16 protein-coding genes and 2 tRNA genes are annotated in these 17,152 nt (G+C 58.9%); 9 read left to right on the top strand and 9 right to left on the bottom strand.

Going from position 1 to position 17,152, the window contains the following annotated elements; genetic code table 11:
• Positions 1-10: 10 nt before the first annotated feature.
• Positions 11-739, top strand: a complete 729-nt coding sequence (locus ANT_RS01880; RefSeq protein ID WP_013558810.1) for a polyprenol monophosphomannose synthase — start codon at positions 11-13, stop codon at positions 737-739.
• Positions 740-743: 4 nt separating this feature from the next.
• On the opposite strand, the gene rsmA is transcribed toward ANT_RS01880, so the two are convergent.
• The 4 genes from rsmA to ANT_RS01900 form a co-directional block, all read right to left on the bottom strand.
• Positions 744-1,661 carry a 16S rRNA (adenine(1518)-N(6)/adenine(1519)-N(6))-dimethyltransferase RsmA gene (gene rsmA / locus ANT_RS01885; protein WP_013558811.1) on the bottom strand — a complete coding sequence of 306 codons (918 nt, stop codon included), beginning with the start codon at positions 1,659-1,661 and terminating at the stop codon, positions 744-746.
• A complete protein-coding gene (locus tag ANT_RS01890) occupies positions 1,592-2,968 on the bottom strand; it encodes a ubiquitin-like domain-containing protein (RefSeq protein WP_013558812.1) in 1,377 nt (458 codons plus the stop codon). The genes rsmA and ANT_RS01890 overlap by 70 nt, the downstream gene beginning before the upstream one ends.
• An 11-nt stretch (positions 2,969-2,979) precedes the next feature.
• Positions 2,980-4,068, bottom strand: coding sequence for a DUF362 domain-containing protein (locus tag ANT_RS01895; protein ID WP_013558813.1), 1,089 nt, complete (start codon positions 4,066-4,068; stop codon positions 2,980-2,982).
• A gap of 80 nt (positions 4,069-4,148) precedes the next feature.
• Positions 4,149-4,221, bottom strand: a tRNA-Phe gene (locus ANT_RS01900).
• Positions 4,222-4,382: 161 nt separating this feature from the next.
• Between ANT_RS01900 and ANT_RS01905 the strand changes: the two genes are divergently transcribed.
• From ANT_RS01905 to ANT_RS01930, 6 genes are all read left to right on the top strand, one after another.
• Complete coding sequence (locus ANT_RS01905) at positions 4,383-5,411, top strand: IS66 family transposase (RefSeq protein WP_013558534.1); 1,029 nt, start codon at positions 4,383-4,385, stop codon at positions 5,409-5,411.
• A 146-nt stretch (positions 5,412-5,557) separates the two neighbouring features.
• Positions 5,558-5,630: transfer RNA gene (locus tag ANT_RS01910), tRNA-Lys, on the top strand.
• A 285-nt stretch (positions 5,631-5,915) separates the two neighbouring features.
• Positions 5,916-6,416 (top strand): 50S ribosomal protein L9, encoded by a 501-nt coding sequence (rplI, locus tag ANT_RS01915; protein WP_013558814.1) that lies wholly within the window; start codon positions 5,916-5,918, stop codon positions 6,414-6,416.
• Positions 6,417-6,536: 120 nt separating this feature from the next.
• Entirely contained in the window at positions 6,537-7,889 is a 1,353-nt protein-coding gene (locus ANT_RS01920) for a helix-turn-helix domain-containing protein (RefSeq protein WP_013558815.1), read from the top strand.
• Between the two features lie 16 nt (positions 7,890-7,905).
• On the top strand, positions 7,906-9,240 hold the full coding sequence (rimO, locus tag ANT_RS01925) for a 30S ribosomal protein S12 methylthiotransferase RimO (protein ID WP_013558816.1): 1,335 nt from the start codon (positions 7,906-7,908) through the stop codon (positions 9,238-9,240).
• Between the two features lie 12 nt (positions 9,241-9,252).
• Positions 9,253-10,791 (top strand): glycosyltransferase family 39 protein, encoded by a 1,539-nt coding sequence (locus ANT_RS01930; RefSeq protein WP_013558817.1) that lies wholly within the window; start codon positions 9,253-9,255, stop codon positions 10,789-10,791.
• Here ANT_RS01930 and ANT_RS01935 read toward each other — a convergent pair whose 3' ends face one another.
• From ANT_RS01935 to ANT_RS01950, 4 genes are all read right to left on the bottom strand, one after another.
• A complete protein-coding gene (locus tag ANT_RS01935) occupies positions 10,792-11,307 on the bottom strand; it encodes a CopD family protein (protein ID WP_013558818.1) in 516 nt (171 codons plus the stop codon).
• A gap of 16 nt (positions 11,308-11,323) precedes the next feature.
• Positions 11,324-12,505, bottom strand: a complete 1,182-nt coding sequence (locus tag ANT_RS01940; protein WP_041454508.1) for a hypothetical protein — start codon at positions 12,503-12,505, stop codon at positions 11,324-11,326.
• 156 nt (positions 12,506-12,661) lie between these two features.
• Positions 12,662-13,228 carry a hypothetical protein gene (locus ANT_RS01945; RefSeq protein ID WP_013558820.1) on the bottom strand — a complete coding sequence of 189 codons (567 nt, stop codon included), beginning with the start codon at positions 13,226-13,228 and terminating at the stop codon, positions 12,662-12,664.
• Between the two features lie 3 nt (positions 13,229-13,231).
• On the bottom strand, positions 13,232-13,606 hold the full coding sequence (locus ANT_RS01950; RefSeq protein WP_049784804.1) for a nuclear transport factor 2 family protein: 375 nt from the start codon (positions 13,604-13,606) through the stop codon (positions 13,232-13,234).
• Between the two features lie 371 nt (positions 13,607-13,977).
• On the opposite strand from ANT_RS01950, the gene cysK reads away from it, so the two are divergent.
• Positions 13,978-14,916 carry a cysteine synthase A gene (gene cysK, locus ANT_RS01955; RefSeq protein WP_013558822.1) on the top strand — a complete coding sequence of 313 codons (939 nt, stop codon included), beginning with the start codon at positions 13,978-13,980 and terminating at the stop codon, positions 14,914-14,916.
• A 20-nt stretch (positions 14,917-14,936) separates the two neighbouring features.
• Positions 14,937-15,767: a serine O-acetyltransferase gene (gene cysE, locus ANT_RS01960; protein ID WP_013558823.1), complete on the top strand. Its 831-nt coding sequence runs from the start codon at positions 14,937-14,939 to the stop codon at positions 15,765-15,767.
• Positions 15,768-15,852: 85 nt separating this feature from the next.
• On the opposite strand, the gene icd is transcribed toward cysE, so the two are convergent.
• The gene (icd, locus tag ANT_RS01965; RefSeq protein WP_013558824.1) at positions 15,853-17,133 is read right to left on the bottom strand and encodes an NADP-dependent isocitrate dehydrogenase; all 1,281 of its coding nucleotides are present in this window, start codon (positions 17,131-17,133) and stop codon (positions 15,853-15,855) included.
• Positions 17,134-17,152 lie beyond the last annotated feature (19 nt).

Consider the following 17,152-nt stretch of genomic DNA (forward strand, 5'->3'; position numbering starts at 1 on the left):
CCGCTGGTTTATGAAAATCACCTTTGTCATTCCCACTTACAACGAAGCGGAGAACCTGCCCCGGCTGGTCTCCGCATTATTTTCTTTACCCGTCCCGGGCCTGCACCTTCTCATTGTGGATGACAACAGCCCCGATGGCACCGGGCAAATTGCCGATGAACTGGCAAGCCAATCTGAAGGACGGTTGAGCGTTTTGCACCGCAGCGGCAAACTGGGATTGGGGACAGCCTACATTCAGGGCTTTCAGCGGGCGCTGGAAGAGGGCGCCGATGCTGTGGGGCAGATGGATGCCGATTTTTCCCACCCCATTGAGAAGATTACTGCGCTGGTGAATACGCTGGAGACCTGCGACTGGGTGATTGGCTCGCGCTACGTGCCGGGTGGTCAACTGGATGAACGCTGGCCTTTATGGCGGAAATTCCTCTCGTGGTTTGGCAATTTTTACGCCCGTACCATTCTGAATATCCGGGTGAAGGATGTGACCGGGGGGTTTAAACTGTGGCGTGCAGAAACCCTGCGTGCCATGCCGCTGGAGCGCATCCGCTCCAATGGCTATGTCTTTCAGGTAGAGATGAATTACGTTGCCAGCCTGTTGGGTTTCAAATTCAAAGAAATCCCCATTTACTTTGCCGATCGGCGCTGGGGCAAGAGCAAGATGGATTTTCGCATCCAGTTGGAAGCCGCCGTGCGCACCTGGCAACTGCTGTGGATGTACCGCGATTTGCGGCGGCGTTCCTGAGACGCTACCCTGCCTGTTTTTCCTCTGCTTTCACATACGCATCAACCAGCAAAGCCCATTCTTCCAGGGCAAGGCTTTCGGCGCGCCGGTTAGGGTCAATACCGGCCTGCCGGAGCAGACTTTCGGCGCGCTCGCCCTTCCAGCCCAATCCGCTGGAGAGGGCATTGCGCAGGGTTTTGCGTTTCTGACTGAACCCGGCGCGGATGAGGCGGAAGAAAATTTCCAACTGTTCAGCAGGGATGCGCGGCTGTGGAGATAAATCCACCCGCACCACTGCCGAATCGACCTTGGGGGGCGGGTAAAATGCTCCCGCGGGGATGCGCAGGGTCACACGCGGAGCGCCATAGACCTGCACCGAAAGCGCCAGCAGACTCATCTCGCCCGGCACAGCGCAGATGCGCTCTGCGACCTCGCGCTGGATGGTCAGCACGACCCTCTGCGGGCGGATGGAGGCTTCCAGCAGGTGGCGCATCACCGCCGAGGTGATGTAATAGGGAATGTTGGCAACCACGAAATACCCTGCCGAGGACATCAGGCGGGCGGGGTCAAATTGCAGGATGTCGCCGTGAAGTACTTCGACGTTTCCATAGGGGGAAACCACTTCGTCTAGCAGAGGGATGAGGGTGGAGTCCAGTTCCACTGCTACCACGCGGCGGGCAACCTGCGCCAGTACGCGCGTCAGACTGCCCAAGCCGGGACCAATCTCCAGCACCTCTGCCTGCGGGGGCAATTCTGCCGATTCGACGATGCGCCGCAGAATGGCAGGGTCGGTGAGGAAGTTCTGTCCCAAACTTTTGCGTGGCGCCAGCCCATGACTGCGTAACAGCGCGGCAACCGGCAGGGGCGGCAGGTTCAGGGGAGAATCGCCGGAGGGTTGGGAGGTGCCGGGGTCAGGAAGTACATCTCCACGTTTTGAGACCATCGCACATAATCCTCTTCACTGTAGCCTAAATCCACCCAGTAGGTACCGGGGATGCCCCCGCCTACATCGCCAATCACCCCGAAGCCATAGCCGGGGATGTACACCCGCGCCCCTTTGAAGAGGCGGTACCAGGAAAGCGTCACCGCGACCACGCCCTTTTGCAGGCGCATGCCGCTGGAGGTGCTCCACGAACAGCGCCCCAGTCCCTGCTGGCAGGGAGAATATGAAGTGGCGTAAACGGTCACCTTGCGGTAGTACTCAATGGTGCCGTCGGGGGTTTGGGCGGTTTGCACGCGTACTTGCGTGCCATAGCCCACTACCTGATTGACCGGTTCAGCGGCTGTCCACTCACCCTCGGTGAATCTGGCAATTTCCACGCCATCCTCATAGCGCACGCGCTCGCGGGACACCCGTACACCGTACTTCCCGGGCTGAATGACGCGCCGTTCATCCAGCGGAAGGCTGGAATCGGGCTGAAGGGTGGAGGAAAACGGCAGGGTTTTCTGCTGGAGGACGATTTCCTCGCGCACCCGCACCACACGGATGCGCCCATCGGCGGGAAGGGGGCTGTTCTCGTCCGGCTCGGCGCGGTCCAATCCCTGCAGGGATAATCCCGCCTCTGCCAGCGCTGCGCCTACCGTCGGCGCCGCGCTGAAGGTCTGGATGTCTTTCCCATCAACTTCAATGGTGATGGGGCGGGCGCGCCTTAACGCCGCCTTGCTGGCGGTGGAGAGTGGGGTATCCGGGGAGGGGGAAAGCACATCCCCCGGCAGAAGCGGCACACCCGCTTGCCAGAGCGCCTGCCGTAAGGTATTGCCGATTGCAAAGAGGGTTTTCTCTCCGCCGTCTTCTACCAGTCGGACAGGGCGGGCGCGTTTGATTTGCAGGTAAATCGGGGCATCTCCCCCAATCGGCTGAATGGGATTTACCGGCGCGCCGTTGTGCAGAACCACATCGCCGGGGAAGAGCAGAAAGCCCGCCTGATGCGCCAGCGCGGCAGGGGCGCGCGCCACGCTCAAAAACGAGAAGGGCTGACCATCCACCAGCAGATGCACCGGTACGGCGCGGTGGACTTCAATAATGCCGTTAGCGGGAATGAGATGGTTGTCCGGCGGTATGACCAGGTCTTCGGTGGAAATCTCTACACCGGTCTGCCGGAGCGTTCCCTTTACCGTCAGCGCCAGCGGGTGGGTGGTCAGCGTTTGTCCATCAACGCGTATATATACCGGCTGGGCAAAGTAAACTCCCAGCAGGGTGATTCCTGCAAAGACCAGCAGGGCAGGAAGCCAGCGGAACAGGTTACGCATGGATAGCAGGGTTACCCCGGATACTGCTCAAACAACTGCCCCCAGGGACTTTCGCGTTTCCAGCGTTCCACGACCGGCTTGCCGTACAGCGGATACCAGAAGTGGTCGTGGTAGTACTCGCTGGCGAAGATAAAAATGTTGACCAGCGGGGTGTGGAAGAACAACTTCTGGAACACCTTCAGAGGCGAATGCCACAACAGCCGTCCCGTGCCGGTTCCCAGGTTGACGCCGACCTTGAAGTTCCAGCGCTCTTCCGCTACTTCAGGCATGCCGACGATTTCGATTTCGCGCGGGTTGCCCTGTCCCAAACCGCGTTCGGTGGCATGGGCAATGTACTCAATCTTCATCGGGTCGAAGCCCATCATCTGCGCGGCAACGGCGTCTATGGCAACCTGATCTGCCGAGGCAAGGATGACATCCTTCTGGTGGGGGATGAGCGTGCGCGGACCGGGACCGCTTCCGGCAGTGGTGCCGTCCATGGTGGCAAAGATGCCGGTGTGAATCTCGCGCTGGATTGCCAGCAGGTCCACCAACGTATCATGAATCCAGGTGTGGGTGTAGTGGCGGTTGACGTTAAGCAAGCCGCCAAAGGCGTTTTTCATTGCGCCGGTGGTCACCGTGTAACTATGCGTCTTCACCGTGGGCAGATGGACGATGTTTTTTCCGATGAAGAAGTCGGGGATGTAAATGCCATGGGGGAAGATTTTGTGCAGAACGGCCATTTGGGCTTTGGGTTTGATTTCCACCCAGCGCATGTCTTCATCACGGAAGTTGTACTTCTTGGGAATGCCGTATTTTTCCAGCACCGGACCGAACTTGTTATACCGGTCACCCAAATCGGCAATGGTAACCACTGTTTTGTTGTGCACGTCTACCAGGTCGTGGAAACCGGCATCGTGAAGGGCGAGAATCGTCCCTTCCAATTGCCAGGGGGTGGTGTTGGAACTGGGGTACATCAAGTGCCATGAGATATTGTCTTTGAGAATGGTGGTAGCCCCCGGATCAAGCGCTTCACGCAAACCGGCTAAAGCGCACAGATGGCGGTAATCGTCCAGCACAGTTTCCGGGCGGGTGCGTAAAACGGCAACTTTTGATTTCATGCCAGGTCACTCCTTTTGTTTCCACGGCTTATTATAAAAGAAAACAGCCCGCATGATGGGGCTGTCAGGATTCTGCAAGGTGCCGAGGGACAGGATCGAACTGTCGACACCGCAATTTTCAGTCGCGTGCTCTACCAACTGAGCTACCTCGGCTTGCCAACTGGCGAGGTTGATTTTAACCGCATGGTGGATGCGTGTCAAGCCTTGGGAAAGAAGTCGGCAGATGGAAGACGCTGTAACAAACTTGGTGGAGAAAGGGAAAAAAAGGAAGGGATCCTGTAAGATATTGATATCACAACTCCAGGAGCCCTTCCATGAAGATTATACTCCAACTGCCACAGGTAAAACGAAAAAAGCCTGCTCGTCCGAAGCGCTGTCCATATTGTCAGGGGGAGACATTCCAGCGATGGGGAGTGGAGAAAAGGCGCATCGAGGATGTCAAAGTTCGTCATGTCGAGGTGGTGAGGTATCGATGCACACGGTGCAGGCGCACCTTTCGGGACTATCCGGAGGGGGTAGGCAATGGACGGCACAGTGAACGGTTGAAGAAATTGAGTGTGATCCTGTGGTCACTGGGATTGAGTTATCGCAGGGTAGCCGGGGTGTTGAGGATCTTTGGGCTGAGGCTCAGTCATATGAGCGGGTGGCGGCATGTACAGGCAGAGGGGGAAAAGTTGATGGGGGAATTGAAATGGAAAAGCGTGCGGGTGGTGGGGGTAGATGGAGCCTGGGTGGGAGGCAAAGGAGTGATGGTGGCGGTGGATCTGGGAGATGGTAGTCTGCTGGAGGTTGCCGAGGTAGACGAGAAAGACAGCCGGGCTCTGTTCACCTGGCTGAAACGGTTGAAAGAGATGCATGACATCGGCGCCATCGTGAGCGATGATCTGGCGATCTACAAGCAACTGACCGATGAACTGGAGATAGGGCATCAGGTCTGTCAGTTTCATGTGCGGCGCTGGGTAAAGCATGCTTTGAAGGGGTTACAGGCTGAGTTGGATCCAGCCTGGCAGGGGGTGCTTGAAAAGGTCGAGGAAATCCTGCGCGACCTGCCATTGCATGGAGACCGCCTCTTACACCGCCTGTGGAAATCCCTGCCGGGCAGGAGTACACCACCGGAAGGAAAACGCACGCCCCTGGAAAAACTCCGCGACCTGATCCTGCGCTTATCGCGTGATTGGCAACGCTATGTGGCTTTCTATGCTGATGTGGGTATTCCCTGGACCAATAATCGCACGGAACAGATGATTGGCAGGCTCAAGAGCCGCGCCCAGCAAGCCAGGCGATATAAAACCACCGCCGGGTTGCTCCGCGGAAGCACAGTTGCCTGTCAGTTCTGGGCATGAGCCCTCCCGTAATTCCCTCCTCTCCCCCCGTCTTCTCTCTTCCTTCCTTTTTTCGAAAATTCGCCCACCAATTTTGTTACAGTCTCAGATGGAAGGGAAGATTGACCTGCTGAAAAAATTGCGATATAATACGGGCGCGAAAGCATGGTCCACTAGCTCAACTGGCAGAGCAACTGACTCTTAATCAGTGGGTTCGGGGTTCGAGTCCCCGGTGGATCATCTTTTATTTAAGGGTTCGGGGCCCCCATTGAGGGGATGTTATTCGAGTCTCCGGTGGATGACTGTTTCTGCTTATACCCGGTTGCTCATCTCTAATCATCGTCATTTCACTTTCTTGTTTCTCCCATGGGGACATTTTAACTTTGCACAAAGGGGACTTTACTCCTTTGCACTAACACTACCAGAAAACTCGTTGACGGAATCGCTCTTCGCTGGTATACTGGCACGGCTTAGGGCGTTGTACCCTTCGCCCGGAGACATACAATCAAAGAAAGGGCTTGAGAGATGAAAGTTTTGCTGATTAAAGACGTGTATAAACTTGGTCGCGCTGGCGACGTCAAAAAGGTCGCCGATGGTTACGGGCGCAACTACCTGATTCCTCAGGGGTTGGCAGTGCTGGCAACCCCCGGCGCGCTGAAGATGGCAGAGAGCATCCGCGCGCGCGCTGCCAAACAGCGCGAAGCCCTCAACCAGGAAATGAGCGGACTGGCTCAGCGTATTCAGGGACAGTACCTTACCTTTGCTGCCCGCGCTGGCGAGACGGGCAAACTGTACGGCTCCATCACCCCCACCATGATCGCTGAAGCGCTCTCCAGGAAACTGGGTGTTACCATTGACCGCCATCAGATTGAAGCCCAGTCCATCCGCAACCTGGGCGAATTCAAAGCCCATGTGCGTCTGACGGTGGATCTTGTTCCCGAAATTAACATCATCGTTCACCGCGAGGGCGAGACCCCCAACGTGCCGGTGGAAGAAACTCAAACCGGCGAGGGCGAAATCGCCTAACCCCCTGCTTTTTGCAGAAATGGTCAAACCGGCTGGGTGCGGTTCCCGCACTGCCCCGCAAAATGGGGGCGCAGAGGGACGCCCAGCCGGTTATAATTTGGATGTTCAGGAACTCCGGGTATGACGCTTTCGGTTGGCGAACGGCTCAAGCAAACACGATTGGAAAAGCACCTCACCCTGGAACAGGTGTCTCAGGCAACCCGCGTGCGCGTCCATTATCTGGATGCGCTGGAACGGGGTGACCTGGAAGCCCTGCCCTCGCGGGTGCAGGGTAAGGGCTTTTTGCGCCTCTACGCCGATTACCTTGGCTTGCCGGTGGATGAGATTCTGGCGCAGTGGGAGGGAAAACCGCTCCCTTCTCCCGTCCAGCCATCTCCCCAACCGGAAGAAGTGCAGGAAAGCCACAGGATGCCGGTGGAACCGGCGGCGCCACCCCCCGCTGAGGTGGAAGTCTTCGTTCCGGCCACGGAAGTTCCTGTCACTCCGCCTGCTGGTGCGTCTTCGTCCCTTATCCTTTTGAAAGAGATTGGGCAGGAATTACGCCGTAAGCGGGAAGCCCTGGGCTTTTCCCTTGCCGATGTGGAAGAGTTTACCCACATTCGCACGCGCTATTTGCAGGCGCTCGAGAATGGGCAACTGGAGCAACTCCCTTCCCCTGTGCAGGGACGGGGAATGCTTCAGAACTACGCTGACTTCCTGCGCCTGGATACCGAAGACCTGCTTAATCGCTTTGCTGAAGCCCTTCAGCAACGTCGCATTGAGCAAACGATTCGGATCGAAAGCCCCACTGCGCCGCGCGCCAAGCCCATCACCCGTATCCGGCGCTGGGTGACTCCCGATTTGCTCATCGGCGGCGGGCTGATTCTGGCGCTGTTTCTGTTTGTTGCCTGGACAGCCGGACGCATCACCGCCGAACGAACCCGCATGGCGCAAGCCACCCTGCCATCTATCAGCGATGTCCTGCTGACCACCCCCAGTCCTACCCCTGGAGAGCAGTCTGCGCCCTCTACGCCTGCCCCGCAACAGACCCCGCTTGAGGGTGAAGGCAATCCTGCCCCCACCGAAATTCCCCCCACAGAGGGTACACCTGTTTCTACCGTTGCGCCCATCAGCAATGCGCCGGTGCAGGTGTATTTGATTGCCCGCCAGCGGGCGTTCCTGCGGGTGATTGTGGATGGCAAGATTGCTTTCAACGGCAGAACCATTCCCGGAAATGCGTATCCCTTCTCGGCTGAGAAAAGTATTGAAATTATCTCAGGTAACGCGGCAGCGCTCCAGGTTTACTACAACCAGCAAGATTTGGGCGTTCTGGGAGAGATGGGCAAACCTTTGCGCCTCACCTTTACTCAGCAGGGCGTTCTGACTCCTACCCCCCTGCCTACGGCGACCCCCACCGCCACCCCGCCGGTGACGCCTACCCCCACGCCCACGCCTCTGTTGGCAACGCCGACGATTACTCCCTTTATCCCATGAGGTTTACAGGTTGATCATGAGTAAACGCTTTTATCTGGTTTCACTGGGTTGCGCAAAGAATACCGTCGATTCGCAATCAATGGCGAGTTTACTGCAGGAAGCCGGTTTTGAGCCCACCGACCGTCAGAAGGAGGCTGACGTTCTGATTGTCAATACCTGCGGATTCATTGGTCCTGCCCGGCAGGAATCGCTGGATACGCTCCGGGATTTAGCCCGTCATAAGAAAAAGCACCAGTTGCTGGTGGCGGCGGGCTGTCTGACTGAGCGTTACCGCCAGCAGGTGGCGCAGGAAGTGCCGGGCATTGACGGCATCCTGGGCACGCGCCGCTGGATGGATATTGTGGACCTGGTTCAGCAGTTGCGTCCCGGACGCAAATACCCCGAGCCGCTTTATCACCTGCCCGAGACGCCCACCGTGGGCAAAGATGAAAAAGGCGTTCTGCGCGCTGCTATTCAGGGCGCCAGCGCCTACCTCAAGATTGCCGACGGATGCCGCCGTCCCTGCGCGTTTTGCGCCATCCCCCTCATCAAGGGCACGGCAGTCAGCCGCCCGCCTGAGGTAATCCTGCAAGAAGCCCGAATTTTGCAGGATGAAGGCGTCAAAGAATTGTTGTTGATTGCTCAGGACACCACCGACTACGGTCACGACCTGGGCATGAAGGATGGGCTGGCAACCCTGCTGGAAGGCATCCTGCGCGAAGCCCCTGAAATCCCCTGGATTCGCATCCTCTACGCTTACCCGGGCTACGTCACCGACCGCCTGATTGAGGTGATGGCAAATCATCCGCAGATTGTCCCGTACCTGGATATGCCACTTCAGCATGCCCACCCGCAAACCCTGCGGCGCATGCGCCGCCCTTCCAACATGGAGTGGGTGTATCAGACGCTGGCAAAGATGCGCGCCGCCATCCCCAATCTGGCTCTGCGCACCACTTTCATCGTGGGCTACCCCGGCGAGACCGAAGAGGAATTTCAAACCCTGCTGGATTTTGTGCAGGAAATTCAATTCGACCATGTGGGCATCTTTACCTTCTCGTTTGAGAAAGGCACTGCCAGCGAGCCGCTGGGCGACCCCATCCCCGCCGAAGTCAAGCAGGAACGCCTTGCCCGCCTTGCCGAAGTCCAGGAACGGGTCTCGCTGGCGCGCAACCAATCCTATGTGGGGCAGATTCAGCCCGTGCTGATCGAAGGCTTTGACAGAGGCATAGCCATCGGGCGCGCGCCGCACGACGCTCCCGAGATTGACGGCTTGGTCTTCGTGGAAGGCGAAGCCCCCGTCGGCGAGATTGTACCGGTGCGCATTACCGGCGCGATGACCCACGACCTGACGGGAGTACTTGTTCGACCTTAAGTCTAAAATCTCATGAATGCATCACCGCTTCGCCGCGAACGTCTCTGGGATGGATTTGCCCTCTTGCTGGCACTGGTGGGGTTTCTTGCCAGCGCGCAGGTCACGTTTCGAATTTTCGAAGCCATTCCGCATATTGAAGATGAAATGGCATATACCTGGCAAGCCCGCCTGATTGCCCGTGGCTTCACCCTCACCATACCTACCCCGCCCTGCCCGAATTGCTTTCTCGTGCCGTTTGTCGTGGATGCGCACGGTCAGCGCTCCAGCAAGTACCCGCCTGCCTGGTCGGTGGTGCTGGCGCTGGGCGAACGGCTGGGCGCGCGGGCATGGGTCAACCCCTTCCTGGCTGGGCTGAGTGTATGGCTCATTTACCGCCTGGGCAAACGCCTGCTGAACGCTCCAACGGGCGCGCTGGCGGCGCTTTTCACGGTCATCTCGCCTTTCTTCCTGATGAACAGCGGTTCTCTGCTCAATCATCCCTGGGCGCTGTTTCTGACGCTGGCATTCACCCTTGCCTGGCTGGATGCCTTCTTCCCTTCGCGCATTCCGGCGTGGCTTTCCCTGCCCACTGCCGGACTCAGCATGGGACTGCTGGCGCTCACCCGCCCGTTGACGGCGGTGGGCGTGGCGTTACCGTTTGCCGTGCATGCGCTCATCATCCTCTGGCGCGGGGATGCCCGCCGGCGCTGGCGTTTACTCCTCTTTGGCGGCATTGCCGGGGCGGTCTCTTTGCTGTATTTTGTCTGGCAGTACGCCGTCACTGGCGACCCGTTCCTGAACCCTTACCTGTTGTGGTGGGAGTACGACAAAATTGGCTTTGGTCCCGGCGTGGGGGTAAGAGAGGGCGGGCATACCCTGGTGCAAGCCTGGTTTCACACCCGCTTCAGCGTGGGCGTTGGCAGTCACGACCTGATGGGCTGGGTCTACCTCTCTTATCTGTTTTTCCCCTTTGGCTTGATCGCCCTGCGCAGGCGTCCGCAAGCCTTCCTGCCGGTGGGCGTGATGCTGGCGCTGGTGGCGGTTTATAACCTCTACTGGACGCCCGCCTGGCTGTACGGACCGCGTTACTACTATGAGGGACTGCCCGGCGCCATGTTGCTGAATGCCGCCGGGGTGTGCTGGCTGGCGGGTTGGGTCACCGGCAAGGGGCGCGCCGTGCGCTGGGGCTGGGAGAACCGCTTGGGGCTGGCTGGGCTGGCTTTCACGGTAATGTTCCTGTGTGCCGCCAATGTGAGCCTCTACCTGCCCATCCGCCTGTCGATGCTGGTGGGGTTGTACGACGTGCGCGCTTCCGACCTGGCGCTCTTCCTCTCCCCGGAAGCGCAGAAGATGCCCCCCACGCTGGTCATCGTGTATCCGCAAAGGAAATGGATCGAATATGGGCGTTTGCTGGACTTGAGCAGTCCCCTCTTCGATTCGCAATTTGTCTTTACCATTGACCGCGGAGAAATTCTCAATCAAGAAGTGATTCAGTTCTTCCCCGGCAGGCTGGTGTGGCACTACACGCCCGGGGTAACCCGCCTGACCCCCGTTTCCGACGACGCTCCCTGATTAAGAAACTGCCCGCGCCAGCGCGGTAAACGCCAGCACCAGCACGGAGGAAATCAACAAAAGGGTGAGCAAAAGGCGTTCCCGGCGCTGAATTTGCGCCAGTTGGGTTTCATCCAGGGGTTTTCCCGAAGCCCTCAGGATTGCCATGCGCCGCAATTGCGGGAGTAATCCCCAGGTATTGTACGCGCTGAGCAGCACCATCCCCCCAACGAACAGATGCTTGATGAGAATCGCTACTGCCCAGGCGTTTTCAATGGCGAGGAAACCGCTGTAACGCGGATGCGCGCTCATCTGGAACATGCCGGTAGCCGCCAGCACTGCCAGCGAAAGCCATGCCAGCGGTTGCAGGCGTTCCTGCAAATCTTCCAGCAGGGCGGCATAGGCAGAGGCATCCAGCCTGCGCCGTGCCGCGGGAAGCACCAGCACGGCAAGCGCACTTAAACTCCCCAGCCAGAGCACAGTTGCCAGCATGTGCAACCAGTAAGTCAGTGCCAGGGCAAGAGATGATGCCTGCATCGATCAACCGCTCCGGTCAGGGTGTGGGGGTTTCGGTAGGCGTCTCGCTGGGTGCCGCAGGCGGAGTGGGCGTCTCGGTGGGCGGTACAATGACCCCCGTGGAGGTCGGCGTGGGCGTAAGGGTGAGGGGCAGGGTGGGGGTCTCGCTGGGCTGGACGTAGCACTGATTGTACACTGCCGTCATGGTCGGCTCCAGCATACCGTCCGGCGCCACCTGCTGAGCGGCTTCGTACTGCTTGAGCGCGTCACAGTATTTGCCCTCGGCGGCAAGTTGATCGCCGTACTTGATCAGCGCCACGCGGTAGCGTTCCAGCGCGGTCACCCCGTTGACATCCCGTAACCCCGGGTAGGCAGGCACAATCTGGGAGAAGTAGAAGATAACCTGATCCCAGCGCACACCCCAGTAGGCGGCACCAGTGAGGTACAGGCGTGCCCAGTTGCGCACGCCCTGGGCATCTACATCCAGTGGACCAAAGCGCTCAACCAGCGCCAGGTCATACAATCCGCCTTCCAGGTTGCCGTTGTTGATTTTTGCCAGCCCGCGGTTGCGCAGGGCAATGTAGTACATGCCATCCACTTCCACCGCGCGGTAGGTCAGGTTCTTGTTGCGCAGGGCGTCCAGCATGTCCAGCACGGCAAACCACTCTTTTTGTGCCAGCAGTTGGCGCGCGTTGTTGAAAATCTCTTCCTCGCCGCGAAAATCGGGCGTGGGGGTGGGAGTGCTGGTTGCCAGCGCAATGGTAGCGGTGGGGGTGAGCGAAAAGGCTTCCTGAATCATCACTTCTGCCAGTTTTTCCTGCACCCCGGGGAAGTTCGGGTCGAGTTGAATGACATATTCCAGGCGCTTGCGGGCAATCTGGAAACGGCCCTGTTCGAGGTCCTGCTGAGCCAGCATCATCTGCTCGGTTGCCAGGGTGACGATTTGCTCGCGCGACATCTGCGATCGTGCCGCCTGTGCCGCCCGATAACCCAAAAATGCGCCTAAACCACCCAGTAAAAGAATGAGGACGATTCCCCCTGCAATGACCCATCCCCGCAGGGAACGGCGGCGTGGCTGCGTATGGGGTTCGTTTTCAGCCGCACGCTGTTCCGGGGGAACAGGAGAGACGCCTCGCGAGACAGGGGTATGTGGTTGCGTGTCTTCCATATCCTCGCGGGGGCGCGAGGGTTGGGTGTTCTCTAAATCCATATCCGACATGGGGTACATTATACCGCAGGAATCAGACATAATTTGCCTGAGGCGTGGCGAAAAAGATGGATAAACCGAAAACACGTGGGATCTGCTCTGTGACAACAAGCCGGGGGTGACCGGACTTTTATGGTTGAATGACGGTATCGTCAGATAAGTTGGACCTTATATTGTTTTGAGGGATTGTTGATACATTTCGTCAATTGTCTTTGCCAGTTTCCTGGCATGGTGAAACAGCATCACCCCCGCCAGCGGTCCATCGGGTAAGTCCTGTATCTTTTTCCAACTTTCCCCATACCAGAAGGTCAGGCACGAGTCACCCTGCGCCACGCGATAGACGATGACAGGCAGGGTCATGCTGGGCTGGTCGTAGGAAGTGCCGCCGGATTCATATACCGAGCGCCAGCGATGCAGACTGAAGGGCTGATCCCAGCGGATGAAACCTTTTTCGCCCTCAATTTCCCATTTCATCCCGCTGGAGTTCACCACAATTTTACCGGTGGAGAACCATCCCCAGAGCAAAATGAAAAGAATACCCACCACCAGCAGGCTGAAGACTGCCAGCCCCAGCGTGCCCGCCTCGCTCTTCAGCAGGGTATAGGGATACACTTCAGGCAAATTTGCTACCCACGCAAACAGAAGCACAGGGACGAGGATGAGCGCCGCGATTCCCAGCCCTATCACCCACCCGAGGCGCACGCCTACCCGCGCGGTAAAGGGAAATATGTTCACCTTCTACTCTCCCTTCCCAAACGACACCTGCTCGGCGATGGATTCTCCGGTGATGCGAAAGACATCCACGCCGCAGAAGGAATGTGCTGTGCCGTCGGGGCTTTTCCAGGTGCACGTCCAGCGCGCTACACTGCGGAAGCCCGCACCGAAGACGTCCTGCACCTCGAAACGCGCGCCCGGATGCGCGGCAAAGAACTCCCGCCAGAAGGCGGCAATGGCATCCCGACCGCGCAGGGGACTGCCGCACGGCGCGGCGGGACTCTCGAACAGGCAGTCCGCACTCAGCAGGGTGAGCATCTCTTCGATTGCCTGACGGTTGCAGGCTTCGTAAAACGCCAGCGCCAAGCGTACCGGCGCTTCCACTTTACCCAGTTTCATCCACATCCTCCCACGGAAGGTTCTCTCTCATTATAGAAAAATTCCTGGCATTTTTCTTATACGAATCGTAAAAATTCCCTTGACATTCTCTCAATCCGTTCTATAATTCGAGTAAGATGGTCAATGAAGGTAGATTGATGGTTCTGGCGTGCATGTGTCCGAGGCGGGGCGTGGGATCCCTGCCTCGCTAGAGCCGTTAATCCCTGAAAAACAGCCAGCAGAGCGAAGGCAGCGGAGAACAGCCCCGCATACGCAAGTATGTTTGAGCGGTTCTCCGCTGTCTTTTTGTTTTCTTTCTGCTGGCTGTGCATTTTTTAAGGAGTTTTATGTTTACCGGAAACAACCCAACTTTATCAAAGGAGTACCAAACCATGCGCATTGCAAACGATGCAACCGAACTGATTGGCAATACCCCGCTGGTGCGCCTGAACCGCATCGCTCAGGAAGCCGGTGCCGCCGCCACCGTAGTGGCAAAACTGGAGTACTACAACCCCGCCAAAAGCGTCAAAGACCGCATTGGCGTGGCGATGATTAACGCCGCCGAACAAGCCGGGCTGATCAAGCCCGACACGATTATCATCGAACCGACCAGCGGCAACACGGGCATTGCGCTGGCGTTTGTCTGCGCGGCGCGCGGCTACCGTTGTGTGCTGGTGATGCCCGAGACGATGAGCAAGGAACGCCGCATGCTCTTACGCGCTTACGGCGCGGAACTCATCCTCACTCCCGGCAGTGAGGGCATGGCGGGTGCCATCCGCAAAGCCGAAGAGATTGCCGCCAGCGACCCGCGCTACTTCATGCCCCAGCAGTTCAAGAACCCCGCCAACCCGGAAATTCACCGCAAGACCACCGCTGAGGAAATCTGGCGCGATACCGATGGACAGGTGGACATGGTGGTGGCGGGCGTCGGCACGGGCGGGACGATTACCGGCGTGGGCGAGGTACTGAAAGCGCGTAAGCCCTCGGTGCGCATGATTGCCGTCGAACCCGATGCCAGCCCGGTGCTTTCCGGCGGGCAGAAGGGTCCGCACCCCATTCAGGGCATCGGCGCGGGGTTCATCCCCGATGTGCTGAACACGCAGATTTACGATGAAATCGTGCGCGTCAAAGCCGAGGATGCTTTTGCCACCGCCCGCAAGATGGCGCGCATGGAAGGCTTGCTGGTGGGCATTTCCTCGGGGGCGGCAACCTGGGCGGCGCTTCAGGTAGCCGCGCGCCCCGAAAACGCCGGTAAACTCATCGTGGTCATCATCCCGTCGTTTGGCGAGCGCTACCTGAGCACGGCGCTCTTTGCCGATTTGGCGGACTAGTTGGGTTTAGAGGTGGAGAGATGGTGAAAAAGTTTTTCCAGATGATGCGCGAGGACATTGCCTCGGTATTTGAACGCGACCCGGCGGCGCGCAGTGTGTTCGAGATTCTGGTAGCCTACCCCGGACTGCACGCCGTGTGGGGTCACCGCATTGCCCACTGGCTGTGGGGACGCGGCTTCAAGACGCTGGCGCGCTGGCTCTCCCATGTCATGCGCTTCCTGACCGGCATTGAGATTCACCCCGGTGCGACCATCGGGCGGCGCTTCTTCATTGATCACGGCATGGGGGTGGTCATCGGCGAGACCGCCGAGATTGGCAACGATGTGACCCTCTATCACGGGGTGACGCTGGGCGGTACCAGTTTGGAGAAGGGCAAGCGCCATCCCACGCTGGAAGACCGCGTGGTGGTGGGCGCCGGCGCGAAGATTCTGGGCGCCATCACCGTAGGCGCGGGAAGCCGCATCGGCGCGAACGCCGTGGTGGTGAAAAGCGTCCCGCCCAACTCGGTGGTGGTGGGCGTGCCGGGTCAGGTGGTGGTGCGCAACCGCCCGCAGACAACCGCGCCCGACCTGAATCACAACGTCCTGCCCGATACCATCGGCACGACGGTGGCGGCGCTTATCGAGCGCGTGGAATCGCTGGAACAGCGCCTGGAAGAAGCCCGCCAGCAGGTTCAGCCCGCGCTGATTGGCTCCAGCGACCGCCTGGAACGCCTGGAAGCCGTTCTGCGCTCGCACGTGCTGGAGCATCCGCACCTGGTGCCGGGCAACGGCAAAGAGCATCACCGCCACGGTCCTCTGCCGCACCCCGACGCCTCGGGCGTGTGGCACGCAGAAGATTTCACCATCTGAGTTTCTCCACCGCTCCCTGAACAAAAAAAAACAGGGTGGAAACGCGGCTTGACCGCGCCCACCCTGTTTCGTTATCCCCAGCGCATTAATCCATGTGGCGGATGACGGCGTCGCCGAACTCCGAGCATTTCAGCAGGGTAGCGCCTTCCATCAGGCGGTGGAAATCATAGGTCACCGTTTTGGCGGCGATGGCGCCTTCCATGCCGCGGATGATCAGGTCGGCGGCTTCCGTCCAGCCCATGTACCTCAGCATCATCTCGCCGGAGAGAATCACCGAGCCGGGGTTGACCATGTCCTTATCGGCGTATTTGGGCGCCGTGCCGTGCGTGGCTTCAAAGACGGCGTGCCCGGTGGTGTAGTTGATGTTTCCGCCCGGCGCAATGCCGATGCCGCCCACCTGCGCCGCCAGCGCGTCGGAGAGGTAGTCGCCGTTGAGGTTCATGGTTGCCAGCACATCGAACTCGCGCGGGCGCAAAAGCGTCTGCTGGAAGACGATATCGGCAATCACGTCCTTGACGAGCAGTTTCCCGGATTTCAGCGCGGCTTCCTGTTCGGCGTTGGCGGAATCTTCGCCTTTTTCGGCTTTGGTGCGCTCCCACTGCGCCCAGGTGTAGGTCTGCTCGCCAAATTCGGTTTCGGCAACTTCGTAGCCCCAGTTGCGGAAAGCCCCCTCGGTGTACTTCATGATGTTGCCCTTATGCACCAGAGTCACATTGCGGCGTTTGTTCTCCAGCGCATAGCGGATGGCGGCGCGCACCAGCCGCGCCGTGCCTTCCTTTGAAACCGGCTTGATGCCGATACCCGCCGTCTCGGGGAAGCGGATTTTGGCGTAGTCTTTGGGGAAATGCTCTTTGAGCAGTTGCTTGAAGCGGGCGTTTTCCTCGGTGCCGTACTCGTACTCGATGCCGGTGTAGATGTCCTCGGTGTTCTCGCGGAAGATGACCATGTCCACCAGTTCGGGGTGGCGCACCGGACTGGGCACGCCCGGGAAGTAACGCACCGGTCGCAGACAGACGTACAAATCCAGTTCCTTGCGCAGGGCAACGTTCAGCGAGCGGATGCCCCCGCCGATGGGAGTGGTCAGCGGACCTTTAATGCCCACCAGATACTCGCGAAATGCCTGCAGGGTTTCCTCGGGGAGCCAGGTGCCCAGCGTGTTAAAGGCTTTTTCGCCCGCCAGCACCTCTTTCCAGATGATGCGCCGTTCGCCGCGATAGGCTTTCTCCACCGCCGCATCAAAGACGCGCACCGCCGCGCGCCAGATGTCCGGTCCGGTGCCATCGCCGATAATAAAAGGAATGATGGGGTGAGACGGGACGTGCAGGCGTCCGTTTTGCATGGTAATGCGTTCGCCAGATTCGCTCATACGACTTCAATACCTCCTG

Origin of the sequence: Anaerolinea thermophila UNI-1 (assembly GCF_000199675.1) — a bacterium.
Classification (GTDB): Bacteria; Chloroflexota; Anaerolineae; order Anaerolineales; family Anaerolineaceae; genus Anaerolinea; species Anaerolinea thermophila.